The 19,211-nt window shown below is 62.7% G+C and carries 17 protein-coding genes; 5 read left to right on the plus strand and 12 right to left on the minus strand.

The features are described from left to right. Positions 1-3 precede the first annotated feature (3 nt). The 3 genes from AD666_RS16880 to AD666_RS16890 all read left to right on the plus strand — a co-directional run bounded on the left by AD666_RS16880 (position 4) and on the right by AD666_RS16890 (position 4,323). A complete protein-coding gene (locus AD666_RS16880; protein WP_053154224.1) occupies positions 4-1,395 on the plus strand; it encodes a GntP family permease in 1,392 nt (463 codons plus the stop codon). A 7-nt stretch (positions 1,396-1,402) separates the two neighbouring features. Next, positions 1,403-2,179, plus strand: coding sequence for a 3-hydroxybutyrate dehydrogenase (hbdH, locus tag AD666_RS16885; protein ID WP_053154227.1), 777 nt, complete (start codon positions 1,403-1,405; stop codon positions 2,177-2,179). 188 nt (positions 2,180-2,367) lie between these two features. Next, entirely contained in the window at positions 2,368-4,323 is a 1,956-nt protein-coding gene (locus tag AD666_RS16890; RefSeq protein WP_053154230.1) for an acetoacetate--CoA ligase, read from the plus strand. A gap of 54 nt (positions 4,324-4,377) precedes the next feature. On the opposite strand, the gene AD666_RS16895 is transcribed toward AD666_RS16890, so the two are convergent. Beyond that, entirely contained in the window at positions 4,378-5,493 is a 1,116-nt protein-coding gene (locus AD666_RS16895; RefSeq protein WP_053154233.1) for a PilT/PilU family type 4a pilus ATPase, read from the minus strand. Between the two features lie 123 nt (positions 5,494-5,616). Between AD666_RS16895 and AD666_RS16900 the strand changes: the two genes are divergently transcribed. Beyond that, positions 5,617-8,154 (plus strand): PAS domain-containing sensor histidine kinase, encoded by a 2,538-nt coding sequence (locus AD666_RS16900; RefSeq protein ID WP_053154236.1) that lies wholly within the window; start codon positions 5,617-5,619, stop codon positions 8,152-8,154. Positions 8,155-8,208: 54 nt separating this feature from the next. Beyond that, positions 8,209-8,484, plus strand: coding sequence for a peptidylprolyl isomerase (locus AD666_RS16905; RefSeq protein ID WP_053154239.1), 276 nt, complete (start codon positions 8,209-8,211; stop codon positions 8,482-8,484). A 153-nt stretch (positions 8,485-8,637) separates the two neighbouring features. Here AD666_RS16905 and AD666_RS16910 read toward each other — a convergent pair whose 3' ends face one another. The 11 genes from AD666_RS16910 to AD666_RS16960 form a co-directional block, all read right to left on the minus strand. Further along, the gene (locus tag AD666_RS16910; RefSeq protein WP_053154242.1) at positions 8,638-9,552 is read right to left on the minus strand and encodes a sugar kinase; all 915 of its coding nucleotides are present in this window, start codon (positions 9,550-9,552) and stop codon (positions 8,638-8,640) included. A gap of 153 nt (positions 9,553-9,705) precedes the next feature. Further along, positions 9,706-10,923: an amino acid deaminase gene (locus AD666_RS16915; RefSeq protein WP_053154245.1), complete on the minus strand. Its 1,218-nt coding sequence runs from the start codon at positions 10,921-10,923 to the stop codon at positions 9,706-9,708. 39 nt (positions 10,924-10,962) lie between these two features. After that, positions 10,963-11,727 carry an IclR family transcriptional regulator gene (locus AD666_RS16920; protein WP_053154249.1) on the minus strand — a complete coding sequence of 255 codons (765 nt, stop codon included), beginning with the start codon at positions 11,725-11,727 and terminating at the stop codon, positions 10,963-10,965. A gap of 176 nt (positions 11,728-11,903) precedes the next feature. Then, positions 11,904-12,290 carry a RidA family protein gene (locus AD666_RS16925; RefSeq protein ID WP_053154252.1) on the minus strand — a complete coding sequence of 129 codons (387 nt, stop codon included), beginning with the start codon at positions 12,288-12,290 and terminating at the stop codon, positions 11,904-11,906. Between the two features lie 25 nt (positions 12,291-12,315). Then, positions 12,316-13,107, minus strand: a complete 792-nt coding sequence (locus AD666_RS16930) for an amino acid ABC transporter ATP-binding protein (RefSeq protein ID WP_053154255.1) — start codon at positions 13,105-13,107, stop codon at positions 12,316-12,318. Beyond that, positions 13,104-13,766, minus strand: coding sequence for an amino acid ABC transporter permease (locus tag AD666_RS16935; RefSeq protein WP_053154257.1), 663 nt, complete (start codon positions 13,764-13,766; stop codon positions 13,104-13,106). The genes AD666_RS16930 and AD666_RS16935 overlap by 4 nt, the downstream gene beginning before the upstream one ends. 9 nt (positions 13,767-13,775) lie before the next feature. Beyond that, positions 13,776-14,438: an amino acid ABC transporter permease gene (locus tag AD666_RS16940; protein WP_053154260.1), complete on the minus strand. Its 663-nt coding sequence runs from the start codon at positions 14,436-14,438 to the stop codon at positions 13,776-13,778. A gap of 54 nt (positions 14,439-14,492) precedes the next feature. Further along, on the minus strand, positions 14,493-15,341 hold the full coding sequence (locus AD666_RS16945) for a transporter substrate-binding domain-containing protein (protein WP_053154263.1): 849 nt from the start codon (positions 15,339-15,341) through the stop codon (positions 14,493-14,495). A 363-nt stretch (positions 15,342-15,704) separates the two neighbouring features. Continuing rightward, the gene (locus AD666_RS16950) at positions 15,705-17,351 is read right to left on the minus strand and encodes a phospholipase D-like domain-containing protein (protein WP_053154266.1); all 1,647 of its coding nucleotides are present in this window, start codon (positions 17,349-17,351) and stop codon (positions 15,705-15,707) included. Between the two features lie 195 nt (positions 17,352-17,546). After that, positions 17,547-18,149, minus strand: coding sequence for a VWA domain-containing protein (locus AD666_RS16955; protein WP_269802975.1), 603 nt, complete (start codon positions 18,147-18,149; stop codon positions 17,547-17,549). Positions 18,150-18,202: 53 nt separating this feature from the next. Then, a complete protein-coding gene (locus AD666_RS16960) occupies positions 18,203-19,204 on the minus strand; it encodes an ATP-binding protein (RefSeq protein ID WP_053154270.1) in 1,002 nt (333 codons plus the stop codon). Positions 19,205-19,211: the final 7 nt, after the last annotated feature.

A 19,211-nucleotide genomic window follows, 5' to 3' on the forward strand; every position in this document is an offset into this window, starting at 1 on the left:
ACCATGAGTGTGATCATTGCCTTGGCAGCCCTCACGCTGCTGATGGTGGCCGCTTACCGCGGCTACAGCGTCATCCTCTTTGCCCCCATCGCCGCCCTCGGCGCCGTCCTGCTCACCGACCCGTCCGCCGTCGCCCCTGCGTTCACCGGGGTGTTCATGGAGAAAATGGTCGGTTTCATCAAACTGTATTTCCCGGTGTTCCTGCTCGGCGCGGTATTCGGCAAGCTGATCGAGCTGTCGGGCTTCTCCCGCTCCATCGTGGCAGCGGCGATTCGTCTGCTGGGCACGCGCCAGGCCATGCTGGTGATTGTGCTGGTCTGCGCATTGCTGACCTACGGAGGCGTGTCGCTGTTCGTCGTGGTGTTCGCGGTGTACCCGTTCGCCGCCGAGATGTTCCGCCAGAGCGACATTCCCAAGCGACTGATCCCGGCCACCATCGCCCTGGGTGCATTCTCGTTCACCATGGACGCCCTGCCCGGCACGCCGCAGATCCAGAACATCATCCCCAGCACCTTCTTCAACACTACCGCCTGGGCCGCGCCGTGGCTGGGGGTGATCGGCACGCTCTTCGTGTTCAGCATCGGCATGCTGTTCCTGCAACGCCAGCGCAACAAGGCCCAACGCCTGGGCGAAGGTTATGGCACCGAGCTGCGCAACGAGCCGGAAACCGCCGAAGACATCAAGCTGCCCAACCCCTGGATCGCCGTCTCGCCGCTGCTGGCAGTGGGGATCATGAATCTGCTGTTTACCCAATGGATACCGCAGTGGTACGGCAAAACCCATAGCCTGGCGCTGCCGGGCATGGCGGCGCCGGTGACCAGCGACATCGCCAAGGTCACCGCGATCTGGGCGGTGCAGGCCGCATTGCTGGTGGGCATTATCCTGGTGTTGTTGTTCGGCTTCCGGGCCATTCGCAGCAAGCTCGCCGAAGGCAGCAAGAGCGCGGTGGGCGGTGCGTTGCTCGCCGCCATGAACACCGCTTCGGAATACGGCTTCGGCGCCGTCATCGCATCCTTGCCAGGCTTCCTGGTATTGGCCGACTGGCTCAAGAGCATCCCCAATCCCCTGGTCAACGAAGCGGTCACCGTGACGCTGCTGGCCGGCATTACCGGTTCCGCCTCGGGTGGCATGAGCATCGCCCTGGCGGCCATGTCCGAAACCTTCATCAGCGCCGCCCACGCCGCCAACATTCCCCTGGAAGTGCTGCACCGGGTCGCGTCCATGGCCAGCGGCGGCATGGACACCCTGCCCCACAACGGCGCGGTGATCACCCTGTTGGCCGTCACCGGGCTGACCCACCGTGAAGCCTACAAAGACATTTTCTGCATTACGCTGATCAAGACCCTCGCGGTGTTCTTCGTGATCGGTGTGTTCTACGCCACTGGCATTGTGTGAGGTTTCCATGACAACGACACTTTCGGGCAAGACTGCCCTGGTCACCGGTTCTACCAGCGGCATCGGCCTGGGCATCGCCCTGGGTCTGGCCAAGGCCGGCGCCAATCTGATCCTCAACGGTTTCGGCGATGCCTCGGCGGTGATCGCCGAGGTGAAACAGTTCGGTGGCAAGGTCGGCCATCACCCGGCGGACGTCAGCGACCCGGCGCAGATCGCCGACATGCTCGCCTACGCCGAGCGCGAGTTTGGCGGCGTGGACATCCTGGTCAACAACGCCGGCATCCAGCACGTGGCCGCCGTGGAGGATTTCCCGGTGGAACGCTGGGACTCGATCATCGCCATCAACCTGTCCTCGGTGTTCCATGCCACCCGGCTGAGCCTGCCGGGCATGCGCGCCAAAGGCTGGGGGCGGATCGTCAACATCGCCTCGGTCCACGGTCAGGTCGGCTCGGTGGGCAAAGCCGCCTATGTCGCCGCCAAGCATGGGGTCATCGGTCTGACCAAAGTGGTCGGCCTGGAAACTGCGACCAGCAACGTGACGTGCAATGCCATTTGCCCAGGTTGGGTACTGACGCCGCTGGTGCAGAAACAGATCGACGACCGTATCGCCTCGGGTGTCGACCCGCAACAGGCCCAGCACGACCTGCTGGCCGAGAAACAACCTTCCCTCGCGTTCGTGACCCCGCCGCAACTGGGGGAACTGGTGCTGTTCCTGTGCAGCGAAGCCGGCAGCCAGGTGCGCGGCGCAGCGTGGAATATCGATGGTGGGTGGTTGGCCCAGTAGCTTTGAATCACTGTCAGTAATTGGAGGAACCTGTGGGAGCAAGGCTTGCCCGCGATGAAGCTGACGCGGTCAGCCTTGCAACCGAGGCGTTTTCATCGCGGGCAAGCCTTGCTCCCACAGGACTGTGCCCCAATAAGACCCGGCTCGCTCTATAGTTTGTATGTGCACATAAAAACAAGAGGCACCCCATGTCCGACATCCTCTGGCAACCCGCCCCCGAACGCATCGCCCGGTCGCGCATGAACGCCTTTCGCCAGTTCATCAACGCGCGGCACCACCTGCAACTCAACGACTATCCCGCCCTGCACGCCTGGAGCATCGACCAGCGCGACGCCTTCTGGCAGGCCATCGTCGACTTCTTCGATATTCGCTTTCACCACGCGCCCACTCAGGTGCTGGTGGAAGGCCCCCACATGCCCAGCGCCCAATGGTTCCCAGGGGCGACACTGAATTTCGCCGAACACCTGCTGCGCCGTCGCGACGATGCCGTGGCAGTGGTGGCGGTCGACGAAAGCGGCGACCAGGCGCAGCTGACCTGGGCCGAACTGGCCGCCCACGTTGCCGGCCTGCAAAGAAGCCTGCAAGCTGCCGGCGTGACCCGAGGGGATCGTGTCGCCGCGTGCATGCCCAATACCTGGCAAACCCTGGTGGGCATGCTTGCCGCCACCAGCCTGGGCGCCATCTGGTCCTGCTCGTCGCCGGACTTCGGCACCCAAGGGGTGATCGACCGCTTCGGCCAGATCGAACCCAAGGTACTGATGACCTGCGCCGGTTACCGCTACGCCGGCAAGGTCATCGACCAGCGGACCAAGGTCAATGAAATCCTCGAACGACTGCCTTCGCTGCAACAACTGATCGTGCTGCCTTATGCCCGGCCCGATGCCGGCCTGGGCGATTTCAAGACCCCGGCCAATATTGCTTTGTGGGACGAGTTCTACCAACCCGGCGGCGAGCCGGCATTCACCAGCGTGCCGTTCGATCACCCGCTGTACATCCTCTATTCAAGCGGCACCACCGGCGTGCCGAAATGCATCGTCCACGGCACGGGCGGTGTCTTGCTGCAACATGTAAAGGAGCACGGCCTGCACGTCGACCTCGGTTCCGAGGATCGTCTGTTCTACTACACCACCTGCGGCTGGATGATGTGGAACTGGCTGGTCTCGGCGCTCGCCGTCGGCAGCGCCGTGATCCTCTACGACGGATCGCCGTTCCACCCCGGCCCCGAACGCCTGCTGGATCTGATCGACCAGCAGCGCATCAGCGTGTTCGGCACCAGCCCGAAATTCCTCGCGGCCCTGGAAAACCAGGGCCTGAAACCCCGGCAATCCCACGACCTGGGCAGCTTGAAGACCCTCCTGTCCACCGGCTCGGCGCTGGCGCCCCATAGCTACGACTATGTGTATCGCGACTTCAAGGCCGACGTCTGCCTGGCGTCGATGTCCGGCGGCACCGACATCGTGTCGTGTTTCGTCAACGGCAACCCACTGTCAGCGGTGCGTCGCGGCGAGATGCAAGGCAAGAGCCTGGGCATGGCGGTGCAGGTCTGGAACGAGGCCGGGCAGGCAGTCATCGGCGAAAAAGGCGAACTGGTGTGCACCCGGCATTTCCCGGCGATGCCCATCGGCTTGTGGAACGATCCCCATCAGGAAAAGCTGCGTGCCTCCTACTTCAGTCAGTTCCCTGGCGTATGGGCCCAGGGCGATTACGCCGAAGAACTGCCCCACGGCGGTTTCCTGATCCACGGACGCTCCGATGCGGTGCTCAACCCCGGCGGTGTGCGTATCGGCACGGCGGAAATCTATCGGCAGGTGGAAAAAGTCGAGGAGGTACTGGACAGCGTCGCCATCGGTCAGCAATGGCAAGGTGACGTGCGGGTGGTGCTGTTCGTGCGCTTGCGCGATGGCGTGGTGCTGGATGAAACGCTGCAGCAACGGATCCGCCAGGTCATCCGCGCCAACACCACACCGCGCCATGTCCCGGCGAAGATCCTGGCGGTCAGCGACATTCCACGGACCATCAGCGGCAAGGTAGTGGAACTGGCGGTGCGTAACGTGGTGCATGGCGAAGCCGTGAAAAACACCGATGCCCTGGTCAACCCCGAGGCGCTGGAGCAGTTTCGGGATCGGGTGGAGCTGGCTGTCTAGACGCAGCACAAACCGCTTTTCTGTGGTGAGGGGATTTATCCCCTCGCCACAGCGTCAATCCATCAACCCCCACTCCCCCGCCGCCGGATCACTCGCAGGTGCCGCGCCCGACTCGGCATGCAGCTTCAAACGCAAACGCAGATTGTTCGCCGAGTCGGCATTCTTCAAGGCTTCCTCCTCATCGATGGCCCCTTCGACCACCAGATGAAACAACGCCTGGTCAAAGGTCTGCATTCCCAGCTCCTCTGACTTTTCCATGATGCCCTTGAGTTCGCCCAACTCGTTGCGTCGGATCAGGTCGGCCACCGTGGGCGAGCCCAACATGACCTCCACGGCGGCCCGACGTTGCCCCGTGCGAGTGCGCACCAGACGCTGGGACACGAATGCCTTGAGGTTGTTGCCCAAATCATTGAGCAGCTGCGGCCGTCGCTCTTCCGGAAAGAAATTGATGACCCGGTCCAGGGCCTGGTTGGCGTTGTGAGCATGCAGGGTGGAAATCACCAAGTGTCCGGTGTCGGCGAAGGCCAGGGCATGCTCCATGGTTTCACGGTCGCGGATTTCCCCGATCAGTACCACGTCCGGCGCCTGACGCAGGGTATTCTTCAGGGCGGCGTGGAAACTGCGGGTATCGACCCCCACTTCCCGTTGGTTGATGATCGACTTCTTGTGCCGATGGATATATTCCACCGGGTCTTCGATGGTAATGATATGGCCGCTGCTGTTGCGATTGCGGTAGTCGATCAGCGCCGCCAGGGAAGTGGACTTGCCCGACCCCGTCGCGCCGACGAACAGCATCAACCCCTGCTTCTGCATGATGGTGTCCAGCAGTATCTTGGGCAGCTTGAGGTCTTCGAAGCGCGGAATATCCAGCTTGACGTTGCGTATCACCATCGACACGTCATTGCGCTGCTTGAAGATGTTGACCCGGAATCGCCCGACACCGGCCAGTGAAATGGCCAGGTTCATTTCCAGTTCCCGATCGAACTCAAGACGCTGTTCGGCGTCCATCAAAGACTCGGCGAGCCCGGCGATGTCGCCGACCTTGAACGCCTGGGTGCCCAATGGCTTGAGCGCACCCTCGAATTTGGCGCACGGTGGCGCACCGGTAGACAGGTAAAGGTCGGAGCCATCCTGGCTCGCCAGGATTCGCAACAAGGGATCAATTTCCATGGACTGAAACTTCCGCGAGATATCAATGAAACACGTTGACCCGAGCATGCAATCGTCCAGACCAACCCGCGCTTTCCTTTTCCAGAGGATAGTCGACACCACACGACATCCAGGAACTCCGAGATGAACGCAACACCCGCCGGCAGCGTTACCCAGCGCCTGATCGCCCGACTGGACTGGACCTCGAGCCCGCTGGGCGCCCCCGAAACCTGGCCGCAAAGCCTGCGCACCGCCGTGGACATCGTGCTCCACTCCCCCATGTCCATGGCCTTGCTGTGGGGGCCGCAACTGGTCCACGTCTACAACGACGCCTTTTCCCGTCTGGCAGGTGACAAGCATCCCCGTGCCCTTGGCCAGCCCACCCATGAGGCCTGGCCCGAACTGCGTAGCGTGACCGAACCGATTTACCAGGGCGTGTTGCAAGGTCGTACGCACACCTGCCGCGACCAGTTATGGCGTCTGCCCTTTGCCGGCCGCCTCTGCGACCTCTGGCTGGACCTGACCTACAGCCCCGTGCGCGATGAAAGCGGCGCCGTGGCAGGCATTCTGGTCACCGCCATCGAGAGCAGCGAGCGGCGGCGCCTGGCCCTGGAGTTCGAACGACGCTCCGAGGCCAGCCTCAAGGCCCAGCAGGAAAGCGAAGAGCGCCTGCAACTGGCCCTCGCTGCCGCCGATGCGCTGGGTACGTGGGATTGGGACATCAGCGAAGACCGCTTCATCGCCGACGCGCATTTCGCCCTGCTGCATGGAGTCGATCCGAACCTGTCGCGACAACTGCCCATCAGCGCCTACCTCGAAGGCGTGCACCCCGAAGACCGGGCCATGGTGGCCCGCAGTATCAAGCATTGCATCACCCACGGCAGCGAATACGCCGAGGAATACCGCCTGCTGCAACCCGATGGCGAACTGCGCTGGGTGTTCGTGCGCGGTCGTTGCTACAAGGACCGCCACGGACGGCCCAAGCGCTTTCTCGGCGCGGCCCTGGACCTGACCGAGCGCAAGCGTACCGAACAGGCCCTGCGCCAGAGCCAGACCGAATTGCAGCTGATCATCAACGCCATGCCGGTGCTGATCAGCTATGTGGACCACGAAGAGCGTTTCCGCCTGAACAACAGTGCCTATCTGGATTGGTACGGCCTCACGCCCCAGGAGCTGTATGGCAAGACCATTCGCGAAGTACTCGGCGACGAGGCCTACGCCGCACGTGCCGAACAGATTGCCGGCGCCCTGGCGGGCAAACCCTGCAGTTTCGCCTTGCAGACCTCCCATCGCGACGGCCGGCCGCGCCACGCGCTGGTCAACTACCTGCCCCGCCACGGAGCAGACGGCGCAGTGAACGGCTTCTACATCTTTGTGATCGACGAGACTGAACGCAAGAAAACCGAGGAAGCCCTGCGGCACCTCAACGAAACGCTGGAAGAGCGGGTCATCGCTCGTACCCGAGAACTGGCCGAAGCCAACCAGCGCCTGCAAAGCGAGATGTTCGAGCGTGAACGTGCCGAAGAAGCCCTGCGCCACGCCCAGAAGATGGAAGCCGTGGGTCAGCTCACCGGCGGTATCGCCCATGACTTCAACAATATGCTGACCGGCATCCTGGGCAGTCTCGATCTGATGCAGCGCTACATTGCCAATGGCCGCGCCGCCGAGATCGGTCGCTTCACCGAAGCGGCCATGTCTTCGGCCAATCGCGCCGCGGCCCTGACCCATCGGCTGCTGGCGTTCTCCCGGCGCCAGTCTCTGGACCGCAAGCCGCTGAACCCCAACGACCTGGTGCATTCACTCGAAGACCTGCTGAGCCGGACCACGGGCGATCACATCCTGCTGCGATTGCAGTTGGCCGATGAACTTTGGCCGATCAGCACCGATGCCAGCCAGCTGGAAAACGCTCTGCTCAACCTGGTGATCAACGCCCGGGACGCCATGCCCGATGGCGGCGAGCTGACTATCGAAACCGCCAACATCTACCTCGACGGCAGCGATATCAGCACCCTGGAACCGGTCAAGGCCGGGGATTATGTGATGATCGCCGTCAGCGACAACGGTAGCGGCATGACTCCTTCCGTACTGGCCAAGGCCTTCGACCCCTTCTTCACCACCAAGCCCATCGGCCAGGGCACCGGCCTGGGATTGTCGATGATCTACGGGTTCGCCCAGCAGTCGGGCGGACACCTGAGCCTGGACAGCATGCCGGGCCAGGGCACGCGGGTGCAGTTGTACCTCCCGCGCCTGTACGTGGCACCGGCCGAGCAGCACACCCAGGCCGAGACCGTCGACACGCCAGCCGCGATTGCCGGGGAGACCGTGTTGCTGGTGGAAGACGAACCCGCGGTCCGGATGCTGGTGCTCGACTTGTTGGAAGCCCTGGGTTACGCCGCCCTGGAAGCCAAGGACGCCAAGACGGCCCTGCCATTGCTGGAGTCGGACCGGCGGATCGACTTGCTGGTCACCGACGTCGGCCTGCCCGGCATGAACGGTCGTCAATTGGCTGAAATTGCCCGCCAGCACCGGCCCGACCTGAAAGTGCTGTTCATGACCGGGTACGCGCAAAAGGCCGCCGAACGCCAGGGTTTCCTGGAACAAGGTATGGACATGGTCGCCAAACCGTTCACCCTGGATCTGTTGGCCAACAAGATTCGGACGATGATCAACCATGACACCTGACTTGAGGCATAATCGCCGCCCCGTCGCCCCACCACCGCTCAGGTCACCGCTGCAATGAAAGCCCAAGCCCGCCATATCCTGGTGAAAACCGCCGAAGAAGCCGAACAGCTCAAGCAACGCATCGCCAAGGGCGAAGCCTTCGATGTTCTGGCCAAAAAATACTCCACCTGCCCCTCCGGCAAGCGCGGTGGCGACCTGGGCGAAATACGACCGGGGCAGATGGTCGGAGCGATCGATGCGGTGATCTTCAAGAAGCCGTTGCGGGTGGTGCATGGGCCGATCAAGAGCAAGTTCGGGTATCACCTGGTGCAGGTGTTCTATCGGGACTGACTGACGGGCCAAGCCCCTGTGGAAGCAACTGTGGGAGCAAGGCTTGCCCGCGATGAACGATAACGCGGCAGACTGAACGACCGCACCGCCTGTATCGCGGGCAAGCCTTGCTCCCACAGATTGCTCCCGCAGGTTATTTATGGGGTGTTTCCATTATTTGGGGATCAACGCCCCCGGCATCTGAATCACCCGGCTCGCCAGCCGATGCCCGGCCTCGGCGGCCTCTGCCGGACTGCCACCCAGCAAGCGGCTGGCCAGGTACGCAGCGCTGAACGAATCCCCCGCCGCTGTCGTATCCACCACGCGTTCGACCCGCTGGGCGGGAATCTCATAGGACAGCCCATCGCAACGGATCAGGCAGGCTTCGGCGCCACGTTTGAGCACCACTTCCGGCGTGCCTAACGATGCATACGCCGCGAACACCGCGTCGCAGTCGGCATGGCCAAACAGGGCCTGTTCGTCGTCCACCGTCAGCAGGGCCAGTTCCACGTACGGCAAGACACTGCGATAGGCCGCACGGGCCGCCTCCACTGACGCCCAGAGCCTGGGTCGATAGTTGTTGTCGAACACCACTTGGGCCCCCCGTCGCCGTGCCTGGATCAAGACTTCGATGAGCCTGGCCCGTCCTTGCTCACCGAGTACCGCCAGGGTTATACCGCTGAAGTACAGCACGTCGTAATCCGGCAACGCCGCCAGGATCGGCGCGGCCGCCGGCGTGGTGAAGCAATCGCGCACCGCCGCTTCGTTGCGCCAGTACAGGAACCGCCGCTCGCCTGTCGCGTCGGTCTGGATGCAGTACAAGCCCGGCAAACGTCCGGGCAAGCGCTGGACCCGGTCCAATCCGATATTTTCCGCCGCCCAGCTCTGGCACATGGCATCGCTGAAACTGTCATCGCCCAGAGCAGTGACGTAATCCACCGAGCTCTTGTCGCCCACGGCACGGGACAGGTACACCGCCGTGTTCAGGGTATCGCCACCGAAGCTCTGTTGCAGGCTGCCGTCGGCGCGTTGTTGCAGTTCGATCATGCATTCGCCGATCAGGGCGATGCGGGGTTTGGAAGCGTTCATGGGGGCGTCCTGTGGTTTTTGGATGTCTGGCAGGTCGTCTTCGCGGGCAAGCCCGCTCCCACAGGGACCTTTGTTAAACACAAATGCAGCGTTCACAACTGTCCGAATGTGGGAGCGGGCTTGCTCGCGAAGGCCGCGACGCGACCTCAAGTCTTAAAAACAAGTCTCCATGCTCTCGACCACCCGCAACTGCTCATCCACCAAACACCCCACCCGCCACTTGTCAAAGGTCAAACATGGGTGGGAAGTACCGAACGCAATGATGTCGCCCACCCGTAGCTCGATACCCGGCGCCACGTTCATGAACGCATGCTGGTCCATCACCGCCGTCACCTTGCAGCCGTTCAGGTCATCTCCCGTTATCGCTTCAGCCCCGGCCTTGAAGCGCTTGAGCGGCACCGGCAGCCCGGCGTCGTAGGCCACGTCGCGCTTGCCCAGGGCGATCACCGCGAAGCCCGGCTCCGGCAACGATTGCACATGAGCCCAGACTTCCAGGGCCGGGCGCAGGCCTTCGTGCAGGTCGCTGCGTCGCTCCAGCACGCAGCACTGGGCCTCCTTGTAGATGCCATGGTCGTGGGCCACGTAACTGCCGGGGCGCAGCACACTGAGGAAGCGTCCGTGGGCGTTCTGGGCTTCGAAGGATTCGGCGATCAGGTCGTACCAGGCCGACCCCGAGGCGGTGATGATCGGTTTGGCGATGGCGAAGGCGCCGGCGTCCTGCAACTGCACCGCCAGGCGCACCAGGGACGCGGCGAACGCGCGAATGCCGCTGATGGCATGGTCACCGTGGATCACGCCCTCGTAACCTTCGATACCCGTCAACGCCAAGGCCGGTTGCGCCCGGACAGCGTCGGCTAGGGCCAACACCTCGGCCTCGGTCCGGCACCCGCAACGACCGCCGACCACGCCGTATTCGATCATCACGTTCAGCCGAACACCCCGAGAGGCGAAGTACGCGCCCAGGTCCGCAACGTTGTCCGGATGATCCACCATGCAATGGAATTGGAATGTCGGATCGGCCAGCAAATCGGCGATCAACGCCATGTTCGGCGTTCCCACCAATTGGTTGGCCATCAGCACCCGGCGAACACCATGGGCGTAGGCGGCACGGGTCTGCACCGCCGTGGCAAGGGTCAAGCCCCAGGCCCCGGCATCGAGTTGCCGGCGAAACAGCGCCGGGGTCATGCTGGTCTTGCCGTGGGGTGCCAGCTCGGCACCGCTGTCGCTGACAAATTTTTGCATCCAGCGGATGTTGTGCTCCAACGCCTCGCGGTGCAGCACCAGGGCCGGCAGGCTGACGTCCCGCAGCAAGTATTGGCCGGCGGTGGCGGCGCCCTTTTCTACGGCAGCGTCATGAATGGCAGAAGACATGTTCGAACTCCTTACACGGCCGCAGGCAGCCGCGACGGTCTATTCATTGATGCGACGGGCCAGGTTGTTGGCGCTTTCGATCAGCACCCGGCGATAGTCGGCGTAATTGTTCCTGGCGTCGGCCCGAGGGGCGACGATGCACAGGGTCGCGATGGCAACGCCGTCCGGGTCTTTGACCGGTGCGGCGAAGCAGTGGGTAAAGGTGTCGGCCACGCTGTCGAAGGAGAAGAAGCCATCGACACCGGCCTGGCGGATTTCCTTGAGGAACTGCTCCACGGACAGACGCTCGCCGTCCGGCAGAATGAAGTCGTCAGGGTCGATCAGGTCGATGATCTGTTGATCACTCAAATGTGCCAGCAAGAGGCGACCGGAGGCCGTCCATGGGATCGGCGCGTTTTCGCCGATGTCCGAGGAAATGCGAAAATGCCGCTCGCCCTCCTTCATCAAGGCCACCGTGTACTTGCGCCCGTTGAGCAGGCACATCTGGGCGGTTTCACGGGTCTGTCTGACGATTTCCTGCAAGGCATGATCGGCCTCGCGGCTCAGGTCGAAATGCCGCAGGTGCGCCTGCCCGAGAAAGTACAACTGGCGGCCCAGGTAGACATGGCCGTCCTTGCCCACCGGCTCGAGGATGCGCCGCTCCAGCAGCGACGCCACCAGTTCGTAGACCGTGGACTTGGGGCTGCCGATGCCGCTGGCGATGTCATTCGGGCGCAGCGGCTGGCCGATTTCCTTGAGGAAATCGAGGATATCGAACGCCCGATCCAGTCCCCGGGCCCGGCGTTTGATGGTGTCTTCGGTCATGTCTTGGGTTCCCATTCAGTTGGCCCGGAGTTTAACCAGACAGTTGTGGCGCCTGGTAGATCGCTATCGCGGGCAAGCCTTGCTCCCACAGGTAAAATACTTGCTCTTATGGGAATAAGCCTGCTCCCACAGGCACAGCTTGATCTGTAGGAGCAAGGCTTGCCCGCGATGGGGCCTCACTTTTTCTTGTAGGCAATGCAATCGATCTCGACCTTGCAATCGACCATCATGCTGGCCTGCACACAAGCCCGGGCCGGGGCGTGTTCCGGGCTGAAGTATTCGCCGAACACTTTGTTGAAGCTCCAGAAATCCCGCGGATCGTCCAGCCACACGCCGCAACGCACGACGTCCTCCAGACCGTAGCCGGCCTCTTCGAGGATGGCGATCAGGTTCTTCATGGTCTGGTGCGTCTGCTCGACGATCCCCCCGGCAATGATCTCGCCATCCATCGCCGGCACCTGGCCGGACACATGCAACCAGCCGTCTGCCTCCACCGCGCGGGCGAATGGGCGAGGCTGACCGCCGCCTGCGGTGCTGCCGGTGCCGTAGCGCGTAATACTCATGGGTGTTTCTCCTTGTCGAATGGGATTAAAAACGTGTGTTCTTGAGAAATTCCGCCAGGCGCGGGGATTGCGGGCGTTCGAACAGCTCTTTGGGCGGTCCCTGCTCCTCGATGCGCCCCTGGTTCATGAACACGATCTTGTCGGACACCTCGAAGGCAAAGCGCATCTCGTGGGTCACCAGCAGCATGGTCATGCCGTCTTCGGCCAGGCCCTTGATCACATTCAGGACCTCGCCCACCAGTTCCGGGTCGAGGGCCGAGGTCACTTCATCGAACAGCATCAGGCTGGGATTCATGGCAATTGCGCGGGCAATCGCCACCCGCTGTTGCTGGCCGCCGGACAACTGACCGGGAAAATGATCGCGACGTTCCAGCAGCCCGACCCGCTCCAGCCATTTCTCGGCCAGGGCCACCGCTTCGTCCTTGTGCAGTTTTTTCACCTTGAGCAGGCCCAGGGTGACGTTCTGCAACGCGGTCAGGTGGGGAAACAGGTTGAATTGCTGGAAGGCCATGCCGGTCATGGCCCGGTGCCGGGCGATGACCTTTTCGGCGTGGCGAACGCGCTTGCCATCGACCTCTTCATAGCCGATGGACTCGCCGTCGAGCACGATCTGGCCGCCCTGGAATTCTTCCAGCATGTTCACGCAGCGCAGCAGCGTGGTCTTGCCCGAGCCGCTGGAGCCAATCAGCGTGACCACGTTGCCGCGCTGCATGCTCAGGTCCACCCCCTTGAGCACTTCCAGTGGGCCGTATTGTTTGCGCAGACCGCGAATGTCCAGCAGCGGTCGGGCGTTGGTGGAAGTCGAAACGTCAGTCATGGCAAGGCCACCCGCTTTTCAATGTGCCGACCGAGCAATTCGATGGCGTAATTGATGATGAAAAAGAGAAACCCGGCGAACAGATAGAACTCCAGGGTCATGAAGGTCCGGGCGATGATCTGTTGAGTGCTGAGCAGCAGCTCGGCGACGCCGATCACCGACAACAGGGTCGAGGCCTTGACGATCTCGGTGGAGGAATTGACCCAGGTCGGCAGGATCTGCCGCAATGCCTGGGGCAACAGCACATAGCCCAACGCCTGGAAAAACGTCAGGCCGATGGCCTGGCTCGCTTCCATCTGCCCACGCGGTAACGCCTGCAAGGCACCGCGTACGATCTCGGCCACATGGGAGCCGCAAAACAGCGTCAGGCCCAGGACCCCGGCCTGGAACGCACCGATCTGCCAGCCCAGGGCCGGCGCCATGTAGAAGCAGGCCAGCACTAGCACGAACACCGGCGTGCCGCGAATCAGGTCGACATAGAAGCGAAACGGCGCGCGCATCCAGGTCCGGCCGTACGTCAGCACCAATCCGGCGAGCAGACCAATCAAGGTACCCAGCAAAATTGCCAATACCGAACACTGCACGCTAGTGAGGAATCCGGCCCACAGGGTGTCCCGGGCGACCCACAACTCATGCAACCAACTGGGGGATTCGTACATGGGACACTCCTAACGGCGGATCGCCAGGCGCTGCTCGAAATACCGCAACACCATGGCAATGAGGTAACAGGCCGCGACATACAGGGCCGTGGTCACCAGCCAGGTTTCGATCACCCGGTAGCTCTCCACGTTGATCTTGCGGGCGTAGTAGGTCAGCTCCGGCACGGCAATCGCCGCCGCCAGGGAGGTGTCCTTGAACAGCGAAATGAAGTTGTTCGACAAGGCCGGCAACACGTTGCGCAGCATCACCGGCACGGTGATATAGGCTTTGACTTGCCACTCACCCAGGCCGATGGCCAGCCCTGCCTCGCGCTGGCCCTTGTGGATGCTCAGCAACCCGCCGCGGAACACTTCGGTCAGGTAGGCCCCGGCGTATAGCGAGAGCGTGATGACGAACGACGGCAGCTTGTCCAGGCGAATACCCAGGCTTGGCAAGGCGAAGTAGATCAACAGGATCAACACCAGGATCGGCGTGTTGCGGATCACCGTGACATACACCGACGCGGCGGCCCGCAGGAGCCGATGCTTGCTGAGCAGCGCGAACGCCATTGCCAGGCCGATCACGCAACCGATGGCGATCGACACCAGCGCCAAGGAAAGCCCCAGGCCGAGTCCCGCCAGCAAGGTGTCGAAATCGCGCCAGACGGCGGCAAAGTTCAACTGATAATTCATGGTCGACTGTACCTTCGACGGGACGCCTCACAGCGGCGCCCCGGCCCCATGGGATCATTTGTATTCGACAGGGAAACCGATCGCCGGCGACGGCAGCTCCACGCCGAACCACTGCTTGAACGACGCGGCATAGGTGGGGAACTCCACGCCAGTCATGGCTTCATGCAAGGTGGTATTGACGAAGTTCAGCCAGTCCTGGTCGCCGCGCTTGACCGCACAGGCGTAGGTCTGCGGGCTCCAGGCGTAGGCCGGGCTGCGGTAACGGCCGGGGTTCTGCACCATCAGATACTTGACCGAGGATTGGTCGGTGGCGGCGGCATCGGCGCGCCCGGAGTTCACGGCCTGATACATCAGGTCGACGCTGTCGTACTGATCGACCTTGGCTTTGGGCAGTGCCTGATGCACCAATTCTTCGGCGTAGACGTTCTGCAGAACCGCCACGGTGACACTGTCGCCGGCGGCCCTGAGGTCTTCGATTTCCTTGTATTTGCTATTGGCGGGCAGCAGCAGGCCGACACCTTCGCGGTAGTACGGCAAGGTGAAGGCCACTTGCTGGGCGCGGCTGGCGGTGACGGTGATGAACTGGCAGCTCATGTCGACCTTGTCGGTCAGCAGGTTGGGAATGCGCGCGTCGGAGGATTGCACCACGAACTCGACTTTCTCCGGGTCATTGAACAGGCCTTTGGCGACCATGCGCGCGATATCGATATCAAAGCCCTGCAACTTGCCATCCGCTCCCTGGAAGTGCCACGGCGCGTTGGTGCTGCCGGTGCCCACAATCAATTTCCCGCGTTGCAGCACACTGTCCAGCTTGCTATCGGCCGCCTGGGCGACACCCATGGCAGCCGTCGTGGCCGCGAAGAGAAAAACACACGCTTTGAACAAGGAAGGTCGGCGATGCATGGCTAGCACTCCACGATGGGTTTATTCCGCTATACCGGAATCAGGTATGTAACAACGGAATAGACAGCAGAAAGTGTGCCACAGGATCAAGGCCTTTAGGGGAGGAAAAAGGAAAGTGATAGAAATCAGAAGGATGGGAAAAACGAGGCCTTGCCGGCGCGTGCGGCCGCGAGCCGATTGTTACCGTTGACAGCGGGTGTGCGGGTACCAAGGCCCCAAATCGGAGCCACGCGGTGCATCCTGTGGAAGCGAGCCTGCTCGCGATGGCGTCAGGTCAGCCTCATCTTCATTGACTGACATTCCGCTATCGCGAGCAGGCTCGCTCCCACAATGATTTGGCCACTGCCGCATTGGGAACAGGATCTAGCGTCCGCAAAACCTCACCCGAGACAACATCCGCAAGTCCCCGTCGCGGTAATAGTCATCACTCCAGCTGTCATCCGTTGCCAACGGCCTGACCTGCTTGAGCGCGAGTTTCTTTGCGAAATAACGAAACCGGTAATGCTCATAGAACCGCAGCAGTTCCAGCCCGTAGCGGTCGGCCAGGTCGGTGTCGCCCTGGATGATGAGGTAGTTCTCGTCGTTACCACTGCTGGCCGCGGCACTGAGGTTGTGGCTACCGCTGATGATGGTCGGCGTGTCGCTGGTGAAGTCGGTGACGATGGCCTTGGTGTGCACCAGCAGGTTGCCCTTCTGGCCTTTCATGTTTTCCCTGAGCCAGCCTTCCAAACCGGTATTGAGCAGCGCCGTGGCGGCGAATTCCGCGGTGCGGTCGGCATGGAAACCGGTGATGCGGCTGGTGGTGTTTTGCAGGCCGTAGCGCAGGACGTCGTCGTGGGGCTTACCGAGCAAGGCGTCGAGGATCCGGTCAGGCAGGACGAATGCTGTGACGAACAGCAGGTCCTTGCGGGCGCCGTTGATGATGTCGACGAAGCGGTCCAGGTCGCCCTCTCCCGTGCGCGGCGAGAACCCGGCGAACAACGGCTGTTCCGGCTCCATGGGGTTGTTGCGATTGAGCCATTCACGGGTGGCATCGACGTCGCCGGGGGTCGCCCAGATTTGTTCGAAGACCTGGCGATAGCTGTCGCTCACCCTGGGATCGTCCAGTACATGAACGACATTCGCCTGGCGGTAGACGCCGTTGGCGGTGAAGTTGGTGCTACCGCACAAGACGGCCTCGGGCTGTAGCGCCCCGGCGCCATCGACTTTGCTCAGGACGATGAACTTGTCGTGGAAAATATTGTGGGTCACCCGTCCGCGCTTGTTGGCCGCCGGCAGTTTTTCAAGGCTGGCTTCGTTGCGCAACGTGGTGTCGTCACCCGGCTCGGCGTGGTACAGCACCCGCACCTGTGCGCCACGGGCGTACGCAGCATTCACCGCATCGACGATCACTGGCAGCTCGTACTCGTAGATGGCGACATCCAAGGCCCAAGTGGCATCCAGCGCCCGGTCGATGAAACCGATCACGCGCCCCAGCAGGCCGTTTTCCAGCCAACGGCGTGGCGCATCGGGCCAGTCATCGATGGAGAGGTGCTTGTTGGCACTGATCAACGCATCCAGCTCGGGAAACTTGCGCTGGAACGCCTGGCTGGCGGCCACGGCACGATTGAAGATCACCCGCTGGCCGGCCGGCTGGCCGTTGTCGCTGGTGACCGTAACCTCCAGGGATTCCCCCAATTGCGGCGCATCGGGGCTGCCATAGGCCAGGTGCACGCGGTAGTGAATGGTCACGCCGGGATTGATGGCATAGTCGGCCCAGCGAAATTTCTGCAAGGGTGCCTTGTCGCTGGGCGTGGCGTGGAACTGGGGAAACGTGTGGGCCTTATCGGGGAAAGTCAGGCTGTTGAACAGGAACAGCCACGGCTTGTCACCCTGTTGTTTTTCGATGGCAAAGCCCAGCAAGCCCTTGCGCCGGTGTTCGGCCAGGTCCATGGCAAGCAGCACGCCATTGGTGCCGGCGTAGGCCTTGACCCGGAAATCGTCCTGGGGGTTGGTGACAAGTACGCGCATGGTTCATTCCGTGTGAGGGCAGGCTGAGCATAGTGTAGTGATCCAACTCAGGTGTGCAGACCCGGGACCGAGGTGATGCCTTCGCGAGCAAGCCCGCTCCCACAAAGTCCGCGGCAGTCATCATTTCCGTTTGCGGCAGATTAAAGTGTGGGAGCGGGCTTGCTCGCGAAGACGTCCGACCAGAATTCAACCCTGTTACATCTGATCGATATGCCGATATTCAGCCCCCAGTTGTTCCGCCAACTGCCGGGCCCGACCCAACCGGATCGGGCCGCGCTCGATGTCGATCAACAGGCACGGGCATTCGAGAGGCGACAGCGAAAGTCCTTCCTTCACACGTCCGTCCGTCATCACCAGCACCCGCTGCCGCTCCGCCGGGAAACGCTTGCGTCGGGCAGCCAACCAGTGTCCGGCCTCATTCAACGCCGCCAGCAACGGCGTACCACCACCGGCGCCCAGATCATCGAGCCAATCCCGCAGCCCGGCTGAGGCCTTGAGCCCTTGCACCTGCCAGGTCGGGGCAACGCCGCTGGCCTTGAGCAGTGCCAACCGGGCGCGCTGTCGGTAAGCGTTGTCGAACAGTTGCGCCAGCAGGCCCTTGCCATCGCTCAAGGCCCGATGACGACGGGTCGAAGCCGAGGCATCCACGACCACCAGCCACAGCTCATGGGGCGAACGGTGGCGTTCCTGCAAACATAGGTCTTTACGCTGGCGCGGACGCCCGTTGAGCAAGGTAGCCGGCCAATTCACCGTGCCGCTGGCCGCCGCTTTACCGCGACCCTGGCGTCCCTGGCCCAACCGTCCCGCCCGGGGCCTGGCATCCGCCCCCACTGGCGAACGGGGGCGGATGCCTAGGGCTTTTTTGGCCAGATCGGCACGTCACGCCGGGCACCGGTCGGCAGCGCAGTGGCTGGCAGATCACCCCACTGGCCCTGGCTTTCCTTCGATTTCGAGGCCGTTTCAGCCGTGGGCGGTGCCTGGGACGGTGCCGGTGCCGGCATCGAATGGCCACGCCTGCGGTGACGCAAGGCAAATTCGGCCACGGCGTCGATGTCTTCAGCGTCGATGGCATCGGCACCGCGCCATGCGGCATGGGCCCGGGCGGCCCGCAGCCAGACCAGGTCGGCACGCAAACCGTCGACGCCGGCAGTGAAACAACGCTCAGTGATCTGCCCCAGTGAAACATCGTCCAGAGCAATGGTGGGCAACCGGTCGCGGGCTCGCTGGCAACGCTCGCGCAGCTGTTGCTGGGCCTCCGCCCACTCGGCGCAGAACGCCACGGGATCGCTGTCGAAATCCAGCCGCCGTCGAATGATCTGCCCACGCTCCGCCGGTGCGGTATGCCCGCCGAGCGCCACGTTCAGGCCGAAGCGATCGAGCAGTTGCGGACGCAGCTCGCCCTCTTCCGGGTTCATCGTGCCGATCAACACAAAACGTGCCGGATGCCGGTGGGAAATGCCATCGCGCTCGATCAGGTTGACGCCACTGGCCGCCACATCCAACAGCAGGTCCACCAGATGATCGGGCAGCAGGTTCACCTCATCGACGTACAGTACGCCACCGTCAGCCTTGGCCAGCACGCCGGGGGAAAACTGCGAGCGCCCTTCCCCCAGCGCCGCGTCGAGATCGAGAGTGCCCACAAGCCGCTCTTCGGTGGCGCCCAAGGGCAAGGTGACGAATTGCCCGCTCGCCAGCAGGTCCGCCAGGCCCCGTGCCAATGTCGACTTGGCCATGCCCCGCGGCCCCTCGATCAGCACGCCGCCGATTTTGGGGTCGATGGCGGCCAGGCACAGGGCCAGTTTCAGCGGGTCGGCGCCGACCACGGCGCAGAGCGGGAAATGGAGGTCGGTCATATCGGAT

Source organism: Pseudomonas sp. Pf153 (genome assembly GCF_001269775.1).
Lineage (GTDB): Bacteria > Pseudomonadota > Gammaproteobacteria > Pseudomonadales > Pseudomonadaceae > Aquipseudomonas > Aquipseudomonas uvaldensis.